The sequence below is a fragment of the Cryobacterium sp. Hz9 genome (assembly GCF_004402825.1).
Lineage (GTDB): Bacteria > Actinomycetota > Actinomycetes > Actinomycetales > Microbacteriaceae > Cryobacterium > Cryobacterium gelidum.
Genome location: NZ_SOFC01000001.1, coordinates 98,761 through 120,645, shown reverse-complemented (window position 1 = coordinate 120,645; position 21,885 = coordinate 98,761). Strand labels below are relative to the sequence as shown.

16 protein-coding genes are annotated in these 21,885 nt (G+C 64.7%); 6 read left to right on the top strand and 10 right to left on the bottom strand.

The genetic code is table 11. The annotated features are described in order from the left end of the window. Positions 1-191 precede the first annotated feature (191 nt). Entirely contained in the window at positions 192-578 is a 387-nt protein-coding gene (locus tag E3N85_RS00515) for an iron-sulfur cluster assembly accessory protein (protein ID WP_134458323.1), read from the bottom strand. A 147-nt stretch (positions 579-725) separates the two neighbouring features. Then, on the bottom strand, positions 726-2,186 hold the full coding sequence (locus E3N85_RS00510; protein WP_134458321.1) for a dipeptidase: 1,461 nt from the start codon (positions 2,184-2,186) through the stop codon (positions 726-728). Between the two features lie 38 nt (positions 2,187-2,224). Between E3N85_RS00510 and E3N85_RS00505 the strand changes: the two genes are divergently transcribed. Next, complete coding sequence (locus E3N85_RS00505) at positions 2,225-2,818, top strand: DUF3043 domain-containing protein (protein ID WP_134458319.1); 594 nt, start codon at positions 2,225-2,227, stop codon at positions 2,816-2,818. Positions 2,819-2,873: 55 nt separating this feature from the next. Here E3N85_RS00505 and E3N85_RS00500 read toward each other — a convergent pair whose 3' ends face one another. Beyond that, entirely contained in the window at positions 2,874-4,019 is a 1,146-nt protein-coding gene (locus E3N85_RS00500; protein ID WP_174722441.1) for an alkaline phosphatase family protein, read from the bottom strand. Positions 4,020-4,142: 123 nt separating this feature from the next. On the opposite strand from E3N85_RS00500, the gene E3N85_RS00495 reads away from it, so the two are divergent. Next, a complete protein-coding gene (locus tag E3N85_RS00495; protein WP_134458317.1) occupies positions 4,143-6,632 on the top strand; it encodes a DNA topoisomerase (ATP-hydrolyzing) subunit A in 2,490 nt (829 codons plus the stop codon). Positions 6,633-6,658: 26 nt separating this feature from the next. On the opposite strand, the gene E3N85_RS00490 is transcribed toward E3N85_RS00495, so the two are convergent. Then, a complete protein-coding gene (locus E3N85_RS00490; RefSeq protein ID WP_134458315.1) occupies positions 6,659-8,794 on the bottom strand; it encodes a type IIA DNA topoisomerase subunit B in 2,136 nt (711 codons plus the stop codon). A 127-nt stretch (positions 8,795-8,921) separates the two neighbouring features. On the opposite strand from E3N85_RS00490, the gene E3N85_RS00485 reads away from it, so the two are divergent. Continuing rightward, on the top strand, positions 8,922-9,158 hold the full coding sequence (locus E3N85_RS00485) for a hypothetical protein (RefSeq protein WP_134458313.1): 237 nt from the start codon (positions 8,922-8,924) through the stop codon (positions 9,156-9,158). A gap of 122 nt (positions 9,159-9,280) precedes the next feature. On the opposite strand, the gene E3N85_RS00480 is transcribed toward E3N85_RS00485, so the two are convergent. The 5 genes from E3N85_RS00480 to E3N85_RS00460 form a co-directional block, all read right to left on the bottom strand. Continuing rightward, a complete protein-coding gene (locus E3N85_RS00480; protein ID WP_134458311.1) occupies positions 9,281-10,039 on the bottom strand; it encodes a type 1 glutamine amidotransferase in 759 nt (252 codons plus the stop codon). Continuing rightward, positions 10,040-11,347, bottom strand: coding sequence for a MurT ligase domain-containing protein (locus E3N85_RS00475; RefSeq protein WP_134458309.1), 1,308 nt, complete (start codon positions 11,345-11,347; stop codon positions 10,040-10,042). An 8-nt stretch (positions 11,348-11,355) separates the two neighbouring features. Continuing rightward, positions 11,356-12,636, bottom strand: a complete 1,281-nt coding sequence (locus E3N85_RS00470; protein ID WP_134458307.1) for an RNA polymerase sigma factor — start codon at positions 12,634-12,636, stop codon at positions 11,356-11,358. A 196-nt stretch (positions 12,637-12,832) separates the two neighbouring features. Continuing rightward, on the bottom strand, positions 12,833-14,164 hold the full coding sequence (locus E3N85_RS00465) for a nitrate/nitrite transporter (protein WP_134458305.1): 1,332 nt from the start codon (positions 14,162-14,164) through the stop codon (positions 12,833-12,835). 68 nt (positions 14,165-14,232) lie between these two features. Further along, positions 14,233-15,156: a proteasome assembly chaperone family protein gene (locus tag E3N85_RS00460; RefSeq protein ID WP_134458303.1), complete on the bottom strand. Its 924-nt coding sequence runs from the start codon at positions 15,154-15,156 to the stop codon at positions 14,233-14,235. 115 nt (positions 15,157-15,271) lie between these two features. Between E3N85_RS00460 and E3N85_RS00455 the strand changes: the two genes are divergently transcribed. The 3 genes from E3N85_RS00455 (at position 15,272) to E3N85_RS00445 (ending at position 19,807) form a co-directional block, all read left to right on the top strand. Then, positions 15,272-16,765: a leucyl aminopeptidase gene (locus E3N85_RS00455; RefSeq protein WP_134458301.1), complete on the top strand. Its 1,494-nt coding sequence runs from the start codon at positions 15,272-15,274 to the stop codon at positions 16,763-16,765. Between the two features lie 100 nt (positions 16,766-16,865). Further along, on the top strand, positions 16,866-18,239 hold the full coding sequence (gene lpdA / locus E3N85_RS00450) for a dihydrolipoyl dehydrogenase (RefSeq protein ID WP_134458299.1): 1,374 nt from the start codon (positions 16,866-16,868) through the stop codon (positions 18,237-18,239). Positions 18,240-18,301: 62 nt separating this feature from the next. Continuing rightward, positions 18,302-19,807, top strand: coding sequence for a 2-oxo acid dehydrogenase subunit E2 (locus E3N85_RS00445; RefSeq protein ID WP_134458297.1), 1,506 nt, complete (start codon positions 18,302-18,304; stop codon positions 19,805-19,807). A 29-nt stretch (positions 19,808-19,836) separates the two neighbouring features. Here E3N85_RS00445 and E3N85_RS00440 read toward each other — a convergent pair whose 3' ends face one another. After that, a complete protein-coding gene (locus tag E3N85_RS00440; RefSeq protein WP_166783813.1) occupies positions 19,837-21,765 on the bottom strand; it encodes a protein kinase in 1,929 nt (642 codons plus the stop codon). Positions 21,766-21,885 lie beyond the last annotated feature (120 nt).

Genomic DNA, 21,885 nt, shown 5'->3' with positions numbered 1-21,885 from the left:
CGATTTCTAGCTTACTCCGCGACAGCGCACGCGAAGTGCACTCCGGGTCGGGTCGAACATAATTTGTTTGCGGCCAGCCCTGTTGACGGGGTTCATTGGCTCAAATTAGGCGCGATCGGGTAGAAAAAAAGCAGGGGCACCATCGAAGAGATGATGTCCCTGCCATTCAGCAGTACACAGAACGTGACTGGTTAGTGGAACGAATCTCCACAGGCGCAGCTCCCGCCGGCGTTCGGGTTGTCAATGGTGAAGCCCTGCTTCTCGATCGTGTCCTCGAAGTTGATCGAGGCACCGTCGAGATAGGGGACACTCATCTTGTCGATGACGACCTCGACGCCGTCAAAATCGACGAGGGCATCGCCATCCAGCACGCGTTCGTCGAAGTAGAGCTGGTAGATGAGGCCAGAGCAGCCGCCCGGCTGCACAGCGACGCGCAGACGGAGGTCCTCGCGGCCTTCCTGGGTCAACAGGCTGCGGACCTTGAGCGCTGCGGCCTCGGTGAGGCCGACGCCATGGGCAGCTGCCGGGGCGTGTGCGGTGTCAGCAGCGCTGACGGTTTCGGTCATGGTGTCGGTCATGCTTCTCCTCGGTTCACGCAGTCACGCTCAATTGCGATGTCATAGATTGCGAACTCATAAAATTCTAACAGCGACAACCAGAAAGTCGATGGGGGCATTCCCCACGATCGCATATTTCCTTGGCTGTGGACTGTTGATGTGGCTGTTTCAGTGGTCGGCGCGCTCGTTCAGACTGCCCAGTAGGAAGGCCTCGCTCAGGACAGCGCGTTTGAAGACTCCGAGGTGCAGGGACTCATTCGGGCTGTGCGCCCGGGAATCCGGGTCTTCCACTCCGGTGACAAGGATTTGAGCGGACGGGAATGTGCGTACCAGGTCGGCGATGAAGGGGATGGACCCACCGACACCGATATCGACCGGCGGCACGCCCCAGGCGGCCGTCATGGCGGCGCGAGCCTCGGTCACGGCCCAGCCGCTGGTGTCAACGAGGAAGGGTTCCCCGGTATCCACATCGTCGATGTCGAGGACCGCTCCAAACGGCGCGTTCTCGCGCAGATGTGCCTCGATCGCGGCGGCGGCTTCGACGGCGGACTGTCCGGGGGCGATGCGGGTGCTGATCCGTACGGTCACCGTCGGGGTGAGCGTGTTGGAGGCGTTATCGACGGTGGGCGCGTCGATGCCCGTCACGGTCAGGGCGGGCTGCGACCAGATGCGGCTCAGAATGGAGCCGTGGCCGATCGGGGTGACGCCGGGCAGCAGCCCGGTCTCCGCTCGCAATTGCTCCTCGGAATAGTCGGGGGTGGGCATGTCGATGCTGGTGAGACCGGCTACGGCGACGGAGCCGTCGTCGTGATACAGCGTGGACAACAGCTTGACGGTGGCGAGCATGGCGTCGGGGATCGCTCCGCCGAACATGCCCGAATGGGAGGCATGCGCGAGTGTGCGCACTGTCAGTCGCAGGGTGACATTGCCGCGGAGGGCCGTCGTGATGGCCGGCGTGTTGATGTCCCAGTTGTTCGAATCGGCCACGACGATCACGTCGCCGCGCAGGGCCTCCCGGTTCTCTTCGAGGAAGGTCTCGAAGGAGCGGCTGCCGAATTCCTCCTCGCCCTCGATAAACACGGCGAGTCCCAGGTCAAAGTCGGGGCCGACCGCTGCGACGAGGGCGCGGATGGAGGCGATGTGCGCCATGACCCCGGCCTTGTCGTCGGCAGCACCGCGGCCGTAGAGCCGATCGCCGCGCACGGTCGGCGTGAACGGGTCGGATTCCCAGTCCTCGTCCTTGCCGGGGGGTTGTACGTCGTGGTGGGCATACAGCAAGACGGTCGGGCGGCCGTTGCGGGCCGGACGCGAAGCCAGGATCGCAGGCTGGCCCAATTCGGTGCCGCCGGGAATGCCGGCCTGCACGATCTCGACCGACTCGAACACGTCGAGGCCCTGCACCAGTGCGGCGACGGCGGCGGCGCTGGCCGCGACCTGCGCACGATCGAACGCTGCCCAGGACACCGAGGGGATGCGCACCAGCGCGCAGAGGTCAGCGATCGTGGTGGGGAGGCCTGATTCGACAGCGCTGCGAAGGGCAGCCCGTGTCTGTGAATTGGCAGTCGAATCGGCGGCCGAGTCGGGCTTCCGGCCATCGGCACGGGAATTTGTCTGTGGGTTACCAGTCATACGGGTAATCTTAAGGCACCCGATTGCAAGGATTTGATGTGGCCAAGCCTCCCGTAAGCCCCGACGCCCAGCCGTCGATCGAAAGTTCCGACGAGACCGCAGCGCGCCTCGGAATCACGCCCAACGCGGGCAAGGGTCAGGCGACCCCCACCCGTAAGAAGCAGGAAGCGGCCAACAAACGCCCGTTGGTTCCCGATGACCGCAAGCTGGCCGCGAAGCAGGCGCGCGCCAAGTCGACCGCCGCGCGCGACGTGGCCAGGGCCGGCATGGCTGCGGGTATCGACAAGTACCTGCCCCTCCGTGAACGTGGGCTCCAGAAGCGCTACGCGCGCGACTATGTCGACGCACGCTTCAACGTCGGCGAGCTGATGATTCCGATCATGTTCCTCGTCATCCTGCTCACCACGATTCCGAGCGTCGACGTGTACGCCATCTTCGCGCTTTGGGCCTTCTTCATCCTCGCCATCATCGACTGCGTCGTGCTCGGCTTCATCCTCACCAAGAAGATCAACGCCAAGTTCGGCGCCGATAACGCCGAACGCATCCGCTGGTATGCGGCCATGCGCGCGCTGCAGCTACGGCCGATGCGTCTGCCCAAGCCGCAGGTGAAACGCCGCCAGTACCCGGTCTAGTCGCCTCGGTGACGTTTCGCCCTTCCGGCGCTGATTCAGCGCCGGAAGGGGACAACTATCTCTCGAAGGTGCCCGCGCGGATTAGAGGCACACGCACTTCCTCATCGGTGAGGGAGCCGTGCTGCCCGATCATGCCGCGGGCGTTTTGGTTCACCGGTCGGGAGTCGTAGTACGCGATTGACTTGCGAGCGGCCACGAGCACATCGCCGATGCGGGGCAGAACCTCCTCAGCCACCCGGCCGTACAGACCGGCTGCAACGGCTTCGGCGCGGGTATAGACCCAGGCGCGGTCTCCCTGCGACGCCCGCCAGGCATCCGCCAGCGTGTCAGCGGTCACCGCGGACTGCAGCGGCTCGAGATAGAGCTGCACGCACCGCGGGTCCCCCGCAACATGGCGCACGCCGGTGACGAGGGCGGGTTCGGTGTCGAACAGTACGTGTCGATTGCTCGGTACGTCGATCACACCGTGATCGGCGGTGAGAAGCAGGCCCTCGTCGGAGCGCAGCGTCGCCGCGAAGCGGGTCACTTCGGAATCAAGGTTCTCAAGCTGGGCCAGCCACCGGTCGGACTCCCAACCGTGCGCGTGCGCGGCGACGTCGAGTTCGGCCACATACAGGTAAATCAGCGCGGTCGGGTTCTCGTTCAGGATGCTGCGCGCGGCCGCGAATCGATCGGCCACCTTATCGGCGGGAACATACCGGGCGCCGCGCAGCACCGCCTGCGTGAAGCCGGAGCCCACGAATCGCTTGGGGCCGATGGCGAAGCTCGGCACCCGCTCGTCGGCAGCACGGTCGAACACGGTGCGGGCGCGCTGCCAGGTCGCCGGCTGCATATTGTCGTCCCAGCCGGTGAGCTGGTTCACCACGCGATCGTGGGCCCCATCGACCACCTGGTAACCGACCAGGCCGTGCTGGCCCGGCTCCACCCCGGTGGTGAGCGTCGCGATTCCCGCCGCCGTCGTTGCGGGGAAAACACCGTCAATGATGCTGGATTTATTGAGACGGGAAGACAAGAATCGGGCGTGTCCGGCTCGAGCGCGGATCGAGCTGACGCCGAGCCCATCGGCCAGGATCACCACCGCCCTGCGTACTGCGGGAAGGCCTAGTGGATTCGGCCGGCCGCATATGGCATCGAGGGAACTGGTGAGAACATCGGCCAGGCGCAGGGCACTGAATTGGCGGGCCGGTAGCATGGTGGGCATCGGGTCTTATTCTTTCACAGGCGAAAACCCGAACCTTCCGGTGCTCCCAGGAGCGCTCCCTCCGTAGTGCAGCGACGGCCAGTTCGATCGGTGGCCGCGGCACGCTCGAAGCAGAATTCACCAATGAGCCGCTCAGACAGCACCCCTCCAGCCGCCAGCACAGCCAGCACCGAGCGCATCGAAGATGTCGATGTATCGGTGGAGATGCAGGGGTCCTTCCTCGAGTACGCCTATTCGGTGATTTACTCCCGGGCCCTGCCCGACGCCAGGGACGGCTTGAAACCCGTGCAGCGCCGCATCCTGTACCAGATGAGCGAAATGGGGCTGCGCCCCGACAAGGGCCACGTCAAGAGCGCCCGCGTCGTCGGTGAGGTGATGGGTAAACTGCACCCGCACGGCGACACCGCCATCTATGACGCCCTCGTGCGCATGGCCCAGTCATTTTCGCTTCGGGTGCCGCTTATCGACGGGCACGGAAACTTCGGTTCTCTCGACGACGGACCGGCTGCGCCACGCTACACGGAAGCCCGACTGGCGGCTGCGGCACTGGCAATGACCGAGAATCTCGACGAAGACGTCGTCGATTTCGTGCCCAACTACGACAATCAGCTCACCCAGCCCGACGTGTTGCCGGCCGCCTACCCCAACCTGCTCGTCAACGGCACCAGCGGCATCGCCGTCGGCATGGCGACCAATATGGCCCCGCACAACCTGATCGAGGTCGTCGGGGCCGCCCGGCACCTGCTGGCCCACCCCAATGCGGCGCTCGACGACATCATGGAGTTCGTGCCCGGCCCCGACCTGCCCACCGGCGGCACCATCGTCGGCCTGGCCGGTATCAAAGATGCCTACAGCACCGGCCGCGGCAGCTTCAAGACCCGCGCCCGAGTCTCGGTTGAGGCGATCAGCGCCCGCAAGACCGGACTCGTCGTGACTGAACTCCCCTATCTGGTCGGACCGGAAAAAGTGATCGAGAAGATCAAGGACGGCGTCAACTCCAAGAAACTCAACGGCATCTCAGACGTCACCGATCTCACCGACCGCACCAAGGGGCTGCGACTGGTGATTGGCATCAAGACCGGGTTTAGCCCCGACGCCGTGCTCGAGCAGCTCTACCGCTACACCCCCCTTGAAGATTCCTTCAACATCAACGCGGTCGCCCTGGTCAATGGTGCCCCGCAGACCCTTGGCCTGCTCGAACTGCTGCACGTGTACGTCAACCACCGCATCGAGGTCGTCACCCGTCGTTCTGCCTACCGACTCGCCCGGCGCAGGGAGCGCTTGCACCTCGTGCTCGGTCTGCTCGTGGCAATCCTCGACATCGACGAGGTCATCCAGGTCATCCGCGCAAGCGACGACACCGAACAAGCCAGGGCCAAACTCATCGATGTGTTCGACCTCAGCCAGATCCAGGCCGAGTACATTCTCGAACTGCGGTTGCGGCGCCTGACCAAGTTCTCTCGTATTGAACTCGCAGCCGAACGCGACCAGCTGCTCGCCGAGATCGCGAAACTCGAGAAACTGCTCGCGTCCAAGGCCGCCATCCGTTCCCTGGTCTCCGAGGAGTTGGGCGGGGTGGCCGAGAAGTTCGGCACCCCGCGCCGCACGGTGCTGACCGAGGCCAAGCCGAGCATCGCGGGACTGTCGGCGGCCGCCGCCAAACGCCAGGCCGCAGTCCTCGAAGTGCAGGACATCCCCACCCGGGTCTTCCTGAGCGTGACCGGGCGCATTGCCCGTGTCGATCTGGTCGCGGTCGACGACGCCATGCCTCCTCGGATCCAGCCGCCGCAGCGCCGCAGCAAGCACGATGCCGTGCTGTCGACGCTCGACACGACGAGCCGCACCGAGGTGGGCGCGGTGACCAGCCGGGGCCGGCTCATCCGCTTCTCCCCCGTCGACCTTCCGGTGATGCCGCCGACGTCCATTCAGTTGGCGGCCGGCGTGCGGATCAGCGAGTACCTCGTGCTGCCCGATAAAAAGGAACATGTGCTGGCCATCGTCTCGCTCGACTCTGATCGGGCAATCGCGCTTGGCACGCGGCAAGGCGTCGTCAAGCGGGTCACTCCCGGCGACTGGGCCAACAAACCCGACTTCGAGATCATCGCGCTCAAGCTGAAGGACGACGTGGTCGGTGCCGTGCAGGGCGCCGAGGACGACGACCTCGTCTTCATCTCATCGGATGCGCAGCTGCTGCGGTTCGCCGCGTCGGGTGTGCGCCCCCAAGGCCGAGCTGCCGGAGGCATGGCCGGAATCAAACTGACGCCGGGCGAAACCGTCGTGTTCTTCACCAGCCTTTCGACTGAGGACGTCACCACCGCCGTCGTGGCCACAGTGGCATCGAGCAGTCAGACGTTGCCAGGCACCGACCCCGGCAGCGCGAAGCAGAGCGATTTCTCGGAATATCCGGCCAAGGGACGCGCCACCGGCGGCGTGCGTGCCCAACGCTTCCTGAAGGGCGAAGACACCCTCGCGGTGGCTTGGGTCGGCCGCTCCCCCGCCCGCGCCGTCGCACCGGACGGCATCCCGCGTACCCTGCCGGAGTCCGGATCCCGCCGCGACGCCTCCGGGGTCATGCTCGACGCCATCATTGGCGCCATCGGGGCCGAAATCTAGCCTTCCGTGGTCGTGAAAGCGACTGGTTAGACGTCGATACGGTCGCGGGAGAGTTTGTCGGAGCTTTCGATGATGAACTCCTTGCGTGGGGCAACGTCGTTGCCCATGAGCAACTCGAACACCCGTCCCGCGGCCTCAGCGTCATCCACGCGCACGCGCCGCAGGGTGCGGTGGGCGCGTTCCATGGTCGTGGTCGCGAGCTGGTCGGCATCCATCTCACCGAGACCCTTGTAGCGCTGGATCGGGTCCTGATATCGGCGGTTCTTCTTCTCGAGTGCGCGCAACACCGAGTGCAGTTCGCTCTCGGAGTAGGTGTAGATGGTCTCGTTGGGCTTGCTGCCGGGATTCATGACGACGACCCGGTGGAGCGGCGGTACGGCGGCGAAAACGCGGCCCTCGGTAATCATGGGTCGCATGTAGCGGAAGAACAGTGTGAGCAGCAGGGTGCGAATGTGTGCACCGTCAACGTCGGCGTCGCTCATGATGATCACCTTGCCGTAGCGCGCCGCTGACAGGTCAAAGCTTCGACCGGAACCGGCGCCGATCACCTGGATGATGGAGGCACACTCGGTGTTGGAGAGCATGTCGGCAACGGAGGCCTTCTGCACGTTGAGGATTTTACCGCGGATGGGCAGCAGTGCCTGGTGCTCGCTGTCGCGGGCGAGTTTCGCGGTGCCGAGAGCCGAGTCGCCCTCCACGATGAACAGTTCGCTCGTGGACACATCGTTGCTGCGGCAGTCGACCAGCTTGGCCGGCAGGGAGGAACTTTCCAGGGCGTTCTTCCGTCGCTGGGTCTCCTTGTGCGCCCGGGCCGAGATGCGCGATTTCATCTCAGCGACGATCTTGTCGAGCAGCAACGCTGACTGTGTCTTGTCGTCGCGTTTGGGCGAGGCGTACCGCTCGGCCATAGCCTTCGCGACGACGTTCGCGACGATTGCTCGCACCGCGGGGGTGCCGAGCACTTCCTTGGTCTGACCCTCGAACTGCGGTTCGGGCAGGCGCACGGTGAGCACGGCGGTGAGGCCGGCCATCACGTCGTCCTTGTCGAGTTTGTCGCTGCCGACCTTGAGACGGCGGGCGTTCAGGTCGACCTGCGCTCGAAGAAACTTCAGCAGTCCCAGGTCGAAGCCGGCCTGGTGGGTGCCGCCCTTAGGGGTGGCGATGATGTTGACGAAGCTCTGCACGATCGTGTCGTAGCCGGTGCCCCAGCGCAGCGCGATGTCCACCTCGCAGTCTCGCACGAGCTCGGTCGGGACCATGGCTCCCTTATCGGTGAGAACGGGGACGGTCTCGCTGAAGGTTCCGCTCCCGGTCAGCCGCCAGGTGTCGGTGATGGGGGCATCCGGTGCGAGGTGTTCGACGAATTCGGAGATGCCGCCGTCGAATTGGAACAGGCTGATCACCGGCTCATCGGTGCGCCGGTCGGCGACCTCGATGGCGAGCCCTGGCACCAGGAATGCGGTCTGGCGGGCACGATTGAGTACCTCGTCGGTCTGGAACGTGGCCCCCTTGGTGAAGATCTGACGGTCGGCCCAGTAGCGGATGCGGGTTCCCGTGACACCGCGCTTGACCTTGCCGATCACCCGCAGTTCGCTTTGATTCTCGAACGGGGTGAACGGGGCATCGGGGCTTTTCTCTCCCAGGTCGGCAAACAAGCCCGGTTCGCCGCGGTGGAACGACATCGCCCAGGTCTTGCCGTCGCGGTCAACCTCGACATCGAGACGCTCGGAGAGCGCGTTGACGACGGATGCGCCAACGCCGTGCAGCCCGCCCGACGCGGCATATGACCCACTGCCGAACTTCCCGCCCGCGTGCAGCTTGGTGAAGACGACCTCGACGCCGCTCAGGCCGGTCTTGGGTTCGATATCGACCGGGATGCCGCGGGCCGTGTCGCGCACTTCGACGCTCTGGTCCGGGTGCAGCTCGATATTGATGCTGGCGCCGTGCCCGCCCAGGGCCTCATCGACGGAGTTGTCGATGATCTCCCACAGGCAGTGCATCAGTCCGCGCGAGTCGGTAGAACCGATGTACATGCCGGGGCGTTTGCGCACTGCCTCCAGTCCCTCGAGGACTGAAAGATGGCGCGCGGAATAGTCAGAGCTCACAACACCCAAGAATACCGGCCGCAACCGGCAATCTTTCGCGCCGGACTGGTCGGTCATTGCCGAGCGCCGCCCAGTGCACGTCTACGCGGTAAGCGAAATACCGGCCGTTCATCTCGTCATCTGCCCCACGGCGTGTTTACATTAGCTAAGAGGGTTCATGCATTTCAGTTTGGAGGAGGAGAATATGTCCCAAGACGTCACCGAAAATGGTGCGGTAAACAACCAGGGCCGCCCCCACCAGCTCACGGCAGCAGACCGCTGCGACGCGTGCGGCGCCCAGGCTTACATTCGTGTCGTCGTGAAGAACAGCGAACTGCTGTTCTGCGCGCATCACGGCCGGAAGCACCAAGAGAAGCTCGCGAGCATTGCCGAGAGCTGGCACGACGAATCAAGTCGTCTGCTCGAGGATCAGCGCTCCTAGCCGCTTACGCCGGTCACGCAGTGACCGCAAAACGATACCGCGCAGGCGGCTGGCTCCGGCCAGCTGGCTGCGCGGTTCTTTCGTATCCGGGATCGTGATTCGGATTCGATATTCATGATGTGTTATTCGGGGCTGTGGCCCACCCGCACGGCGACCTGATTGCGGGCGGCCTGCGCGGTCTCATCGACTGATTCCGCCGCTGTGCCACGTGAATACTCAAGTCCGTGGCGGGTGAACACCGCCCGCAGCAGGTGGTCCGCAAGTGCGGGGTTCCGCGCGAGTACGGGGCCGTGCAGGTGGGTGCAGAACACCTCCCCCATGGTCAGGCCCTCGATCCGTGGTCCGGATGTCCGATCGCCGTTGCCGGAGCCGTAGACCACCCGGCCGAGCGGACTGGCTACGGCGCCGACATAATCGCGCGCGTGGTTTTCGAACCCGATCAGACGCCCGTATTTCGATGCGACGATGATGTCATCGGTGGCGCGGGTCACCCGGGGCACGGCCTGACCGGCCACAAGACCCAGACCCTCCAGAACGGTGCCGTCGGCCAGGTCGATCCCCCAGCTGAGCAATTCCCAGCCGGTACCGACGGCCAGGATGGGCACGCCGGAGTTGGACCAGACGCGCAGATCCTCAACCAGGGTTCGTAGCGCGTCTCGGGCTGGCACGAGCGCAGCATCCGTTCCGGAACCGATCGACACTGCGTCCACGTGTTCGGGAAGGTCAGCGCGGGAGTGCACGTCGACGACCTGCGCGTCGTGACCGCTCCAGCGAATCCGCTGAGCGAGCACCCGGGCGTTGCCGGCATCACCGTTGGTGTCGAGCAGGCGCGGCAGCAACGAAACGACCGTGAACGGACGCTGAAGCGAAGTGACGGTCATTTACGATTCTCCAGCATTCGAGACGAGGCCGAGGTGCGCGCGGGTGCGCCGCATGCCGTCGGCGGAGAAGATAATGGTTTTCACCCCGGATGCGGGATCGGGCAGCGCCAGGAACGCATCGAGTGCGGTCGGGACATCGGGTTCAATGCGGTCCACCGTGACGTTGTCGTAGGCCAGCTGCAGGGCGATGTCGTGTGCCTTGAGCCCGGAGGCGATGAGCACATGGCCGAGGCCTGAGGTGTCCACCGGCCAAAAATAGGACGGGTCACGGACATCGGATCCGATGATCACGAGAATCTGCTCGGTGCCGGATTCGAGACTGTCGACGTTCAGCTGAAAGCTCGATGGGTTTTGTACGAGCACGAACTCGATGGTCTTGCCGCCAACGGTGACGACCTCGCCGCGACCGAAGACGGCCGGCATGGCTGACAATGCGGCGCACGCTCTGGCCGGATCAAAAAGCTGCCCCAGCGTTGCCTGTGCCGTGCTCAATGCTGTCAGGGCGTCGACGGCATAGTGGATGCCGCGGGCCGGCAAGCGAATGCTGTGGGCAACAGAGTCGAATTCCACGTCAGCGTCCCGACCGAGAACGCGGGTGAGCTGCATTCCGGTGCCGTGCGGCAGGCGGGTCGATGCGGTCTCGGCATAGCCCAGGCCGCGAGGATACTGGGCGAGAACCTCGGCGGAAACCCCGTACCGGGCCACCGGCACAGTGGGTTCGAGGGCGTCGCCAAGGTCGGCGAGGTATCGGTCATCGGCGTTGATCACGACGGTGTCCGCCGCGCGAGCGGCGATTTTCGCGAGCAGGGCGGCGACCATTTCGGAGTCGTGGAATCGGTCGATCTGGTCGACCATGACGTTGGTGAGGGCGACAACTCGCGGAGTCAGTGACGCGGCAATGAACGCCCCGTGTCCTTCGTCCATTTCCAGCACGGCGACATCACCGGTGATTCGCCCGGACAGGGAGACCCGTTCCAGGAGAGCGCTGGTCAGACCCTGGCTGATGTTGGCCGTCGACTGATTGGTGAATACGGCCAGGCCGTGGGCACGCAGGACAGCGACGAGCATCTTGGTCGTCGTCGATTTGCCACTGGACCCGGTCACGATAACAAGCCCGAGGGGAAATCCGTTGAGCGTTGTGGTTAGGAAGCCCGGGGCGATGCGGTTGACGACGACCCCGGGGATGGCTGAGCCACCGCCCGGTTTGCGCCAGCGAGCCAGAACCCGTACGCCACGACCGATGAGAATCGCGGGGGCGTACCGCAGGGACCGCACGAACCCGGTGTTGCGATGGGCTGGCCCTGTCACTGTCACGTTTACTCGAGGTAGTCGCGCAGGGACTGCGACCGGGATGGGTGACGGAGCTTGGCCATCGTCTTGGATTCGATCTGGCGGATGCGCTCGCGGGTGACACCGAAGGTGTCGCCGATCTGGTCGAGTGTCTTCGGCATGCCGTCGCCGAGGCCGAAGCGCATGCGGATCACGCCGGCTTCGCGCTCAGACAGCGAGTCGAGCAGGCTTTCCAGCTGTTTCTGCAGCATGGTGAAGCCAACGGCATCCGCCGGCACCACGGCCTCAGTGTCTTCGATGAGGTCACCGAATTCGCTGTCGCCGTCTTCACCGAGTGGCGTGTGCAGGGAGATCGGTTCGCGTCCGTACTTCTGTACCTCGACGACCTTTTCGGGTGTCATGTCGAGTTCGCGGCTGAGCTCTTCTGGGGTGGGTTCGCGACCAAGGTCTTGCAGCATCTGGCGCTGCACCCGGGCCAGCTTGTTGATGACCTCGACCATGTGCACCGGAATGCGGATGGTGCGCGCCTGGTCGGCCATGGCGCGAGTGATCGCCTGACGAATCCACCAGGTGGCATAGGTGCTGAACTTGAAACCCTTGGTGTAGTCGAACTTCTCCACGGCACGAATGAGGCCGAGGTTGCCCTCCTGGATCAGGTCGAGGAACTGCATTCCACGGCCGGTGTAGCGCTTGGCGAGCGAGACGACGAGACGCAGGTTGGCGCCGAGGAGGTGACTCTTGGCTCGCGCGCCGTCCTTGGCGACCCACTGCAGCTCGCGTCCGAGGGCGTTCTTCTTCTCGGCGTCGGTCATCTCCGACAGCTTGTCTTCGGCGAACAGGCCTGCTTCGATGCGCATCGCCAGCTCGACCTCTTCGGCAGCGTTGAGCAGGGCGACCTTACCGATCTGCTTCAGGTAGTCCTTGACCGGGTCGGCCGTGGCCCCGGTGATGGCGCTGGAATAGACCGGGACTTCGTCGTCGTCGTCGACGAGCGAGAGCACGAGGGCTCCCTTGGGCAGCGGTTCCGTGGACGCCGATCGCTTGGTGCTGTCATCGTCAGAATCGTCGTCGTCGGGTTCAGAGCCGCCCTCGACGTCGGCCTCGTCGTCTTTCTTGACGACCTTGGCCTTGGTAGCGCGCTTCTTCGGTGCCGCCTTCTCGGCGACCGCGCCGACAGCTGCAGTCTCCTTCGTCGCGGCGGCCTCGGCCTTTGCCGCTGCGGCCTTTGTGACGGCCTTCTTGGCCGCCGGTACGACGGAAGTCGTGACGGACTCGTCGGTCACCTCGGTCTTGACGGTGGTTACCATTCGAACACCTCTCATACGGAGTCTTACCTGCTTCTGATACCCGACGGGAGGCAGAAGCGTTTTTGGGCAGAACTTGGACCCATGTCAAGTCCGGGGATGCTCACACCGAAATGAATTCAGCGTTCCCCAGACCAGAACGGGTCCTAGCTATAATTATTGCACGGTTTGTCTGGACGACAAGCCACGTCGCGTACTACTATCGAGGACCTCGCCGTTTCCAGATGCGTGATAATGCAACCCAGACCGGTGCGACTTCTATTCCCTCGTCGCGGGAGAGTTGGCGCCGGGTTCGCCGCCGGGCCTGCACTAAGAAGCCGACGCCGATTCCGACGACGATGTATTGAACCGAGAACGCTACCCGGAACGCGTCGAGCGTATACAGGTCACTCGCCGCTCCCCCGGCGACGCGCCATCCGTTTTGCAGGTCGAGCAGCAACCCGATCAGGTACATCATGACGAAGCTCGCGGTGAAGCCGCCGACATTGACGACGCCATTGGCCGAGCCCTGGCTGCGCTGTGGGTTGAAGGTGCGCGCGAAGTCGAAACCGATGAGGGAGCCGGGGCCGCCGATACCCAGTACCACCAGCAAGAGCACGATCGTCCAGAGAGGTGGAACTCCAGGCCAGAGCAGCACGACCGCCCAGGCGGCGCCGATACCCGTCACGATGCCGAGCACGATGTTGCTGCGGCGCAGCGGGTAGCGCGCCGTCAGCAGGCCCAGGATCGGGCCGAAAACCAGGCCGGCTCCGACCAGCACCGTGAGCATTCCGGCCGCGAACGTCGGTTCATAGCCCAGGCCGAAGACCATGAACGGATAGCCCCAGAGCAGCGTGAAGACGGTACCGGTGGATTGGCTCACGTAGTGGGACCAGAATCCGAGTTGGGTACCGGGGCGTTTGAAACTGTGCCGCAGCTGGGTCAGCGCGATGCCGAGGCTGTTGGCGTGCACGTGCTCGGTGACATTTTTCGGCCGGTCCTGCACAAAAATGATCACCACGATCAGGGCGATCACCGCCACGGAGGCCGCCGACAGGAAGGCCGGCGTCCAGCCGCTCGTGTGGAGCAACCAGGCGAGGGGAATCGCGGAGAGCACCTGGCCCAGTTGGCCGATGTTGCCCATCCACTGGGACAAGAGTGGAACCATGCGACCGCTGAACCAGGAGCTGATGAGGCGGATCATCGAGATGAAGATGGTCGCGTCGCCTGCGCCGACCAGAATGCGGCCGATGACGGCGACGGTGATGTCCGGAGCCAGTGCCAGGGCGATCTGGCCGGCGACCATCAGCGCCGTGCCGGTGATCATGAGAACCCTCGGACCGTACCGGTCGATCAACACGCCCACCGGAATCTGCGCGGCGGCGTAGACGATGAGTTGAACGACGGCCAAGCTCGAGAGAATGGCGGCCGAGCCCCCGAATTTTTCTGTGGCGGCTACCCCCGCGATGCCCATTGACGTGCGCTGCAGCACGGCCGAGAGGTACGCGAAGGACCCGATGATAAAGATCAGGGTGGAGCGACGAGAGTTCACTCAATCCAATCTATCGCGTCCACCCGACGGAGAACTGGGTTTGCGGCCGCTGGCGATGGACAGCGAACCTAGCTCGCGGCCCCATCGTCACGGCTGCGACGCAGGGCGAGAAAATTCTCGAGTTCCGCGGCGATCTCGTCGGCCGACGGGAGTTCACCGTCTTCGTCTGTGAGTGGCGACCGCAGCTGACTGCCTTCCATATAGGCGTCGTAGCGTTGTTCGAGGGTGCCGACGAGTTTCGCCAGCTCCGGATTACTCTGCACCTGGTCGTCGATGCGTGCGACGAATTCTCGATTGGCTTCACGCAGGCGATCGGTCGGAAAGATCAACCCGGTCGAAGCACTCGTGCTCTCCAGTGCGCTCAGGGCCGCCGCGGGAAATTCGGTATCGCCTAGATAGTGCGGAATGAGCAGCACGTACCCGACGGTGGAGGCACCACGTTCCTGCAGCCGGAATTCCAGCAGGTGCAGGGCGTTGGCCGCGACCTGGGTGTGCGGTCGCCAAACCGAGCGATTCTCGATGAGATCGGAGCGGTTGCCGCTGACCGTCACGCCGATCGGACGGGTATGAGGAACAGGCATAGGAATGGCATGCACCCAGGTCGTCGAGGCGACCGTGAACCGATCGACGAGCTGCAGCACGGCCGCGGTGAACTGTTCCCAGCGAAAGTCAGGTTCGAACCCGGTCAGGAACAGGAACGGTTGCCCGATCTCGTCGTGGGCCAGGTACAGCTGCAGTGTTGGCGGCTGGTAGTCGGTCAGGTGATCCTGATCGAAGTAGATGATCGGGCGCCTGGCGCGATAGTCGAGCAGGGTGTCGGTATCGAACGTCGCCACTACGGTGTGATCCAGTGTGGTCAGGAGGTAGTCGGTGAACTGCGCGACCGCGCCACCGGCATCCGCGAAGCCGGTGAGTCCAGCAATCAGGTGTAATCCTTCCGGCACGCCATCGGCGTCGGCGGTGAGTGCGTACAGCTCCTCGGGGTCTAACATTCTTTAACTCTAATCCGGGGGCCTCGTTTGTGCTGTGTTCAGGGGCTTTCAATATCGTGCCTAGAGCGAACAGCCGCGACCATGTGCGGGCTGCGGCGATGGTTACCATCGAGACATGACTGTTCCCACGTTGTCCCTGTCCACCGAGTCCGCGCGTGACTCTGCCGCCGACATGCTCATCCTCGCTTCACTCCAAACGGATGATGGGGCGCAGCTGCTCGCGGACGTCACGCTCGGCGACGCCCTGATCGCGTCGGTGACAGCTCAACTGCCGTTCTTAAATGTGACCGGAGCGCGTGACGAGGTGGTGCGCCTGGTGGCCGCTGTCGGTACGCCGCGCAGCATCGCCATCGTTGGGCTCGGACGCCGAGTCAGCACCGATTCCCTTCGACACGCGGCCGGTTCGGCCGTACGCCAGCTGACCGGTGCGGTCTCGGTGGCCTTCGCGCTCCCTCTGCCCGATGCAGACCAGGTTGAAGCTGTACTGGAAGGTGCAGCCCTCGGCGGCTATTCATATACGGCGTATCGGCACAGTTCGTTGGCCGCAGCCAAGCTGCCAGCCCAGAACGTCGTGGTGCACACCGCGACACCGGCACCATCCGCTGTAGAACGCGCCCGGATCAGCGCCGAGGCCATTCGTTTGGTCAAGGACCTGGTGAACATGCCGCCGCTCGACCTGTACCCGGCCTCGCTCGCCGACCTGGCAGTCGAGGCCGCGAGCGGCCTGCCGCTCACTGTGACGGTGTGGGATGAGCAGCAGCTCGCTGCCGACGGGTTCGGCGGCATCGCGGGCGTTGGGGCCGGGTCAACCCGCCCTCCGCGCCTGGTCAAACTCAGCTATACCCCGGCCGAAGCCAGCAAGCACCTCGCCCTCGTCGGCAAGGGAATCACGTTTGACACCGGCGGGCTCTCGCTGAAGTCGCCGGCCTCGATGGTCGGAATGAAATACGACATGACCGGTGCCGCCACGGTGCTCGCGGTTGTGGTTGCCGCTGCCAGGCTCCAGCTGCCGGTGCGCATCACCGCGTGGATGTGCATCGCTGAGAATATGCCGTCGGGGTCAGCCATTCGTCCTAACGACGTGCTGCGCCTGCGCGGCGGACGCACGGTCGAAGTGCTCAATACGGATGCCGAGGGTCGCCTTGTGCTTGCCGACGGCCTCGTCGCCGCGGCTGAAGAACACCCGGACGCCATCATCGACGTCGCCACCCTCACCGGCGCCGCTGTCGTCGCGCTGGGAAACCGGTATTTCGGCACGATGGGTGATGACGCTCTCGTACAGCACGTGCTCGCCGCCAGCGCCGCGGTCGGCGAGACGGCTTGGCCGATGCCGTTCCCCGAGGAGTTGCGCGCCACTCTCAATTCCGACGTTGCCGACATCGCCAACGCCAAAATTGGCAGCTCGGCCGGAGGCATGCTGCTCGCCGGGGTTTTTCTTCAGGAATTCATCGGAACGGATGCGGCCGGCCAGAGGATACCGTGGGCCCATCTCGATATCGCCGGACCGGCGCAGAACTCCGGATCCAGCTGGGGATTCACTGCCGCCGGACCGACCGGGGTATCTGTTCGGGCACTTCTGCGACTGGCCGAGGACTTTTCACGCCCGTAGTACAGTCGAAGGGGCAAGAAAAGCTTGTCAAACCACGCGGCCGATCAGCACAATATTGTCGGCCAGCGTGGCGAAGCGTAAAGCGCGAGGGAGTAGCTGAGTGTCGGATCAGAATTTTGACATTGTCGTTCTCGGTGGCGGAAGCGGTGGATACGCAGCGGCGCTGCGGTCCGTGCAGCTGGGATTCACCGTTGGTCTGATCGAGAAGGGCAAACTCGGCGGCACCTGCCTGCACGTCGGTTGCATTCCGACCAAGGCCCTCCTGCACTCGGCTGAGGTCGCCGACGTCAGCCGCGAAGCCGCGAAGTACGGCGTCAAGACCGCGTTTGACGGTATCGACATGGCCGCCGTCACCGCGTTCCGCGAGGGCATCGTGGCGAGCAAGTACAAGGGACTGCAGGGCCTGGTCAAGGCGCGCGGGATCACCGTCATCGAGGGCGAAGGCCGCTTGGTCTCTCCCACCACCGTTCAGGTTGGCGACGACATGATCGTCGGCAAGAACGTGATTCTGGCTACCGGTTCCTACACCCGTTCACTGCCCGGCCTTGAGCTCGGCGGCCGTGTGATCACCAGTGAGACCGCACTCGCCCTGGACTACGTCCCCAAGAAGGTCGCCGTGCTCGGCGGTGGCGTCATCGGCGTTGAATTCGCGAGTGTCTGGAAGTCCTTCGGCGCCGAGGTCACGATCATTGAAGCCCTGCCGCACCTGGTTCCCAATGAAGAGGAGTCAATCTCCAAGCAGCTGGAGCGCGCGTTCCGCAAGCGCGGTATTGAATATTCTCTCGGTATCCGCTTTCAGAGCGTCACTCAGTCCGACGCTGGTGTGGTCGTCACCCTGGAGAACGGGGCGACCGTCGAAGCCGACCTGCTGCTCGTGGCCGTCGGCCGTGGACCGGTCACTGCGGGGCTCGGCTACGACGAAGTCGGCGTCACCATGGACCGCGGGTTCGTCATTACCGACGAACGCCTGGCCACGAACATCCCCGGCGTCTATGCCGTGGGCGATATCGTTCCCGGCCTGCAGCTGGCACACCGCGGTTTTCAGCAGGGCATCTTTGTCGCGGAGGAAATTGCCGGGCTAAACCCGATCATCGTCGAGGACCTGAATATCCCCAAGGTCACCTACTCGGATCCCGAAGTGGCCTCCGTCGGCTACAGCGAAGCCAAGGCCGCTGACAAATTCGGTGCCGACCAGATCTCCACCTACGAGTACAACCTCAGCGGAAACGGCAAGAGCTCCATTCTTGGCACCGCCGGTTCGGTCAAGCTCGTGCGCGTCAAGGACGGCCCCATCGTGGGCATTCACATGATCGGCGCGCGCGTCGGCGAACTCATCGGCGAAGGCCAGCTCGTGGTGAACTGGGAAGCGTACCCGGAGGACATCGCTCCGTTCCTGCACGCCCACCCGACGCAGAACGAAGCGCTGGGCGAGGCTTTCCTGGCTATTGCCGGCAAACCGCTTCACGCGATGTAGACGGTTCTCACAATTTTTATCCAATTTTCAGACAAGCAAACGGTTTTAAAGGAGACATACGCATGAGCGAATCCGTCAGCCTCCCCGCACTCGGAGAGAGTGTCACAGAGGGCACGGTCACCCGCTGGCTCAAGAGCGTGGGCGACCGCGTGGAGGTCGACGAGCCGTTGCTCGAGGTATCGACCGACAAGGTGGACACAGAAATTCCGTCGCCGGTCGCCGGCATCATCGAAGCCATCCTGGTGCAGGAAGACGAAACCGTCGAGGTCGGCACCCCTCTAGTCACGATCGGCGATGGATCCGGCGCCGCCGCTCCCGCGGCTGAGGCGCCCGTTGCTGAAGCGCCCGCGGCTGAGGCCCCGGTCGCAGCGCCGGAGCCCGTTGCGGTCCCGGTCGCAGCGGCCCCCGCACCCGTTGTAGTTCCCGAGCCCGTCGCTGCCGCACCGGCACCGGTCGTTGCCGCACCGGCCGCGGCTGCACCCGCACCCGTCGCGGCTGCACCGGCACCCGTCGCGGCTGCACCGGCACCCGTCGCGGCTGCACCGGCACCGGTCGTTGCCGCACCAGCACCCGTTGCCGCACCAGCACCCGCTGCCGTACCAGCACCCGTTGCCGCACCAGCACCCGTTGCCGCACCAGCACCCGCTGCCGCCTCCCCCGCGGCTCGTGGCTCACACGCCGGAACCAGCGGGTACGTCACCCCGATCGTGCGCAAGCTTGCGAATGAAGCCGGCGTTGACCTGTCGACGATCAGCGGCACCGGAGTGGGCGGACGCATCCGCAAGGAAGACATCGTGCTCGCCGCCTCGGCTGTTGGAACGGCCCCGGCCGCCCCGGTTGTCGAGGTATCGCCGCTGCGAGGAACCACCCAGCCGATGTCCCGCCTGCGCAAGGTTGTCGCCGAGCGCGCCGTCATCTCAATGCAATCGTCCGCTCAGCTCACGACCGTGGTCGAGGTTGATGTCACGCGCGTTGCGATGCTCCGCGACCGGGTCAAGGGCGCGTTTGCCGAGAAGACCGGCAACAAGCTCTCGTTCCTGCCGTTCTTCGCCCTCGCGGCAGCCGAGGCCCTTCGTGCCATCCCGATCGTGAACGCCACCATCGAGGGCGACACGATCGTGTACCCGTCCCAGGAGAACATCAGCATTGCCGTCGACACCGAACGTGGCCTGCTGACTCCGGTTGTGCGCAACGCCGGAGAACTCGATCTGGCCGGTTTCGCCGCCCAGATCGCTGACCTCGCCGCCCGCACCCGGGACAACAAGCTCAAGCCCGACGAACTGAGCGGCGGAACATTCACGCTGACCAACACCGGTTCGCGCGGCGCTTTGTTCGACACGCCCGTCGTGTTCCTGCCGCAGAGCGCAATTCTCGGCACGGGGATCGTCTACAAGAAGCCTCTCGTTGTCACCAATGATGGTCTTGATTCGATCGCGATCCGATCGAGTGTCTATCTCGCACTGTCCTACGATCACCGCATCATCGACGGTGCGGATGCAGCCCGCTTTCTCACCACGATGAAGTCACGGCTTGAAGCCGGTGCGTTCGAGGGCAACCTCGGCATCTAAGGGCACTGCATCATCGACACCGAGATCGCTCAGTAGTCGAAAATCTCACGAAGACGCCAGCCGCCCTCGCCCTTGACCACAAGGACCGAGGCCGGCTGGCTTTTTTCTCGTCCGGGTGCCGGGGTCAGGGCAACAACGGCCACATCCCCGCTTCGTTCAGCGAGGGACGGCACGTAGCCCGCATAGTCGATGAGGGTCCGTCCGGATCCGCCTTGCTGACGCTCGCGTGCGGCGTAGCTGTCTGATGCCAGCATGGCCGACCCGGTCTGATCCACGTCGGCCAGGCAGACGAGTGACGCAGAGGCCAGGCAGGTCGCTCGACGGGCGAGCAGAGCCAGCACGGCCGACACCGGGTCATCCCCCGCTATCGCCGTAGTGTCGGTGTCCGCGGCGGAACCGCCGCGGACAGGCTGATCGTCGCTCTGGCCCGGGGAGGCGTCGGCGCCCGGGGTCGCTGAGCCGGCGGCGTCCACTGGTACGTCGGCCGGAACTCGTGCTGCGGCTGTCGGCTCGTCTGTAGCCCCCTCGTTGCCACTGAGTCCTGATTCACCGGCGAGTCCTGATTCACCGGCGGGCCCTGATTCACTGGCGAGCCCTGATCCACCGGCAGGTCCAGACCCCGGCAGCAGGGTCAGTGCAAGCACGAGAAGGCTCACGCCGCCGATAATTGCGACCAGAACGGGCCGCTGATGGTCGTGCAACCGTTGGCGTAGAGCGTGCCCGGCAGCTTTGATCGGATGCGAGTCGACCACGGCTGCGAGTGCTCGACCAAGCCTCGCCAGCGGGTACGGTCCCCGCGCGAGGTCAGCGTCCCGCCTGGGGAGTCCGCGCATCGCGTCACTCCCGTGGCCGAAGCGCCCGCGGGGCAACCCGACGGCGAGGTCGTCGTCGAGGTCAGCGTTCAATCGATCGGTAGAATCATCGGTAACGTCGTCGTCGGAGTGCTTCTCGTTGGCCGCCACCACGGGCGCGAACGGATCGGGTTCCCACGCGGTGGGCAGTTCTACTGGGCCGATCGGCCCGTGGCGGAGCCGAGCACCGCTCACGTGCCGAGCTCCCGTCTCAACTGCTTTTTCGGCCTGTTCGTGGGCATCCGGCCGGGTAGCGGGGTAAAAGCCTCGAAGGGGCTCGGCGTCGGCCCAGTCGAAGAGGTCGTGCTCCAGTGTGCCAAGAACGGAACCGACGTGCGCTCCGGCATCGGCCGTTCCTGAGCCTGATCGCTCCACCGTCGGGTTCACGGCCGCCTGGAATCGACGAAGCAGGGCTGTCCCGCCAGCGTGGAGCGCGTGCGTTGCATCGACCGCGTCGACGAGATTCTCCAGCACCATGCCGAGGCGTTCGTAGTCGGCCCGCAACAGGCGCATCCGTTCTCGGGGCTCGTCGCTGAACTGTCGAACGGCGCCGAGACCGGCCAGCACGGCACGACCATTCCCATCGAGCAAAATTGTGGCCTGGTTCACGTTCCCATGCGCGAAGCCCGCCGCGTGCATAGCGTCAAGGCCCACGGTGACGGGTGCAAGGAGGGTCACGGCCTCACCGGGCGACAGATTCGGATGGTCGACCAGATACCTGGCCAATGATCCCCCGGTCAACCGTTCCTGAACCAGGCAGATGCGTCCATCACCGAGCTGCGCAACGTCGAGCAGACGCACGAGTCCGGGCGCTGCCGCCGACGAGAGCACGGCGATATCGAGTTCGATGCTCGCCGGCTCGGTGTCGGCGTGGAAAACCTTGAGGGCCACCGGGCTCCCCGTACCGGAATGACCCAGGTACACCACGGCTCGATCCCCCGTGCCAAGCAATCGGATCACGTGGTGTCCGGCGATGACCCCATCGGTGTGCACCGTTGGCGCACCTCCGACCTCGTCGGGAACTCGGCGTGGAGCCTGCCGGCGGCGGCGGGCCAGCGAGGCCGTTTCGTCGACCGAATTCGAGGTGGGTCCAGTGCGTCGTTTCACGCGACCATGATCGAGCGTGCGCTCAACGGACTTACCCGCGGGCCGCTCATTCGTGCAATGGCGGAGACGGGCGCCGCTGTGGAGGAGAAGTCGCCGCGCCCTGACACTCGCTGCGCCCCG

Excerpts from the sequence above, each read along its gene's own strand:
- E3N85_RS00515 (WP_134458323.1), bottom strand. The coding sequence starts at position 578 with ATGACCGACACCATGACCGAAACCGTCAGCGCTGCTGACACCGCACAC.
- E3N85_RS00510 (WP_134458321.1), bottom strand. The coding sequence starts at position 2,186 with ATGACTGGTAACCCACAGACAAATTCCCGTGCCGATGGCCGGAAGCCC.
- E3N85_RS00500 (WP_174722441.1), bottom strand. The coding sequence starts at position 4,019 with ATGCCCACCATGCTACCGGCCCGCCAATTCAGTGCCCTGCGCCTGGCC.
- E3N85_RS00495 (WP_134458317.1), top strand. The coding sequence starts at position 4,143 with ATGAGCCGCTCAGACAGCACCCCTCCAGCCGCCAGCACAGCCAGCACC.
- E3N85_RS00490 (WP_134458315.1), bottom strand. The coding sequence starts at position 8,794 with ATGACCGACCAGTCCGGCGCGAAAGATTGCCGGTTGCGGCCGGTATTC.
- E3N85_RS00485 (WP_134458313.1), top strand. The coding sequence starts at position 8,922 with ATGTCCCAAGACGTCACCGAAAATGGTGCGGTAAACAACCAGGGCCGC.
- E3N85_RS00480 (WP_134458311.1), bottom strand. The coding sequence starts at position 10,039 with ATGACCGTCACTTCGCTTCAGCGTCCGTTCACGGTCGTTTCGTTGCTG.
- E3N85_RS00470 (WP_134458307.1), bottom strand. The coding sequence starts at position 12,636 with ATGGTAACCACCGTCAAGACCGAGGTGACCGACGAGTCCGTCACGACT.
- E3N85_RS00460 (WP_134458303.1), bottom strand. The coding sequence starts at position 15,156 with ATGTTAGACCCCGAGGAGCTGTACGCACTCACCGCCGACGCCGATGGC.
- E3N85_RS00455 (WP_134458301.1), top strand. The coding sequence starts at position 15,272 with ATGACTGTTCCCACGTTGTCCCTGTCCACCGAGTCCGCGCGTGACTCT.
- E3N85_RS00445 (WP_134458297.1), top strand. The coding sequence starts at position 18,302 with ATGAGCGAATCCGTCAGCCTCCCCGCACTCGGAGAGAGTGTCACAGAG.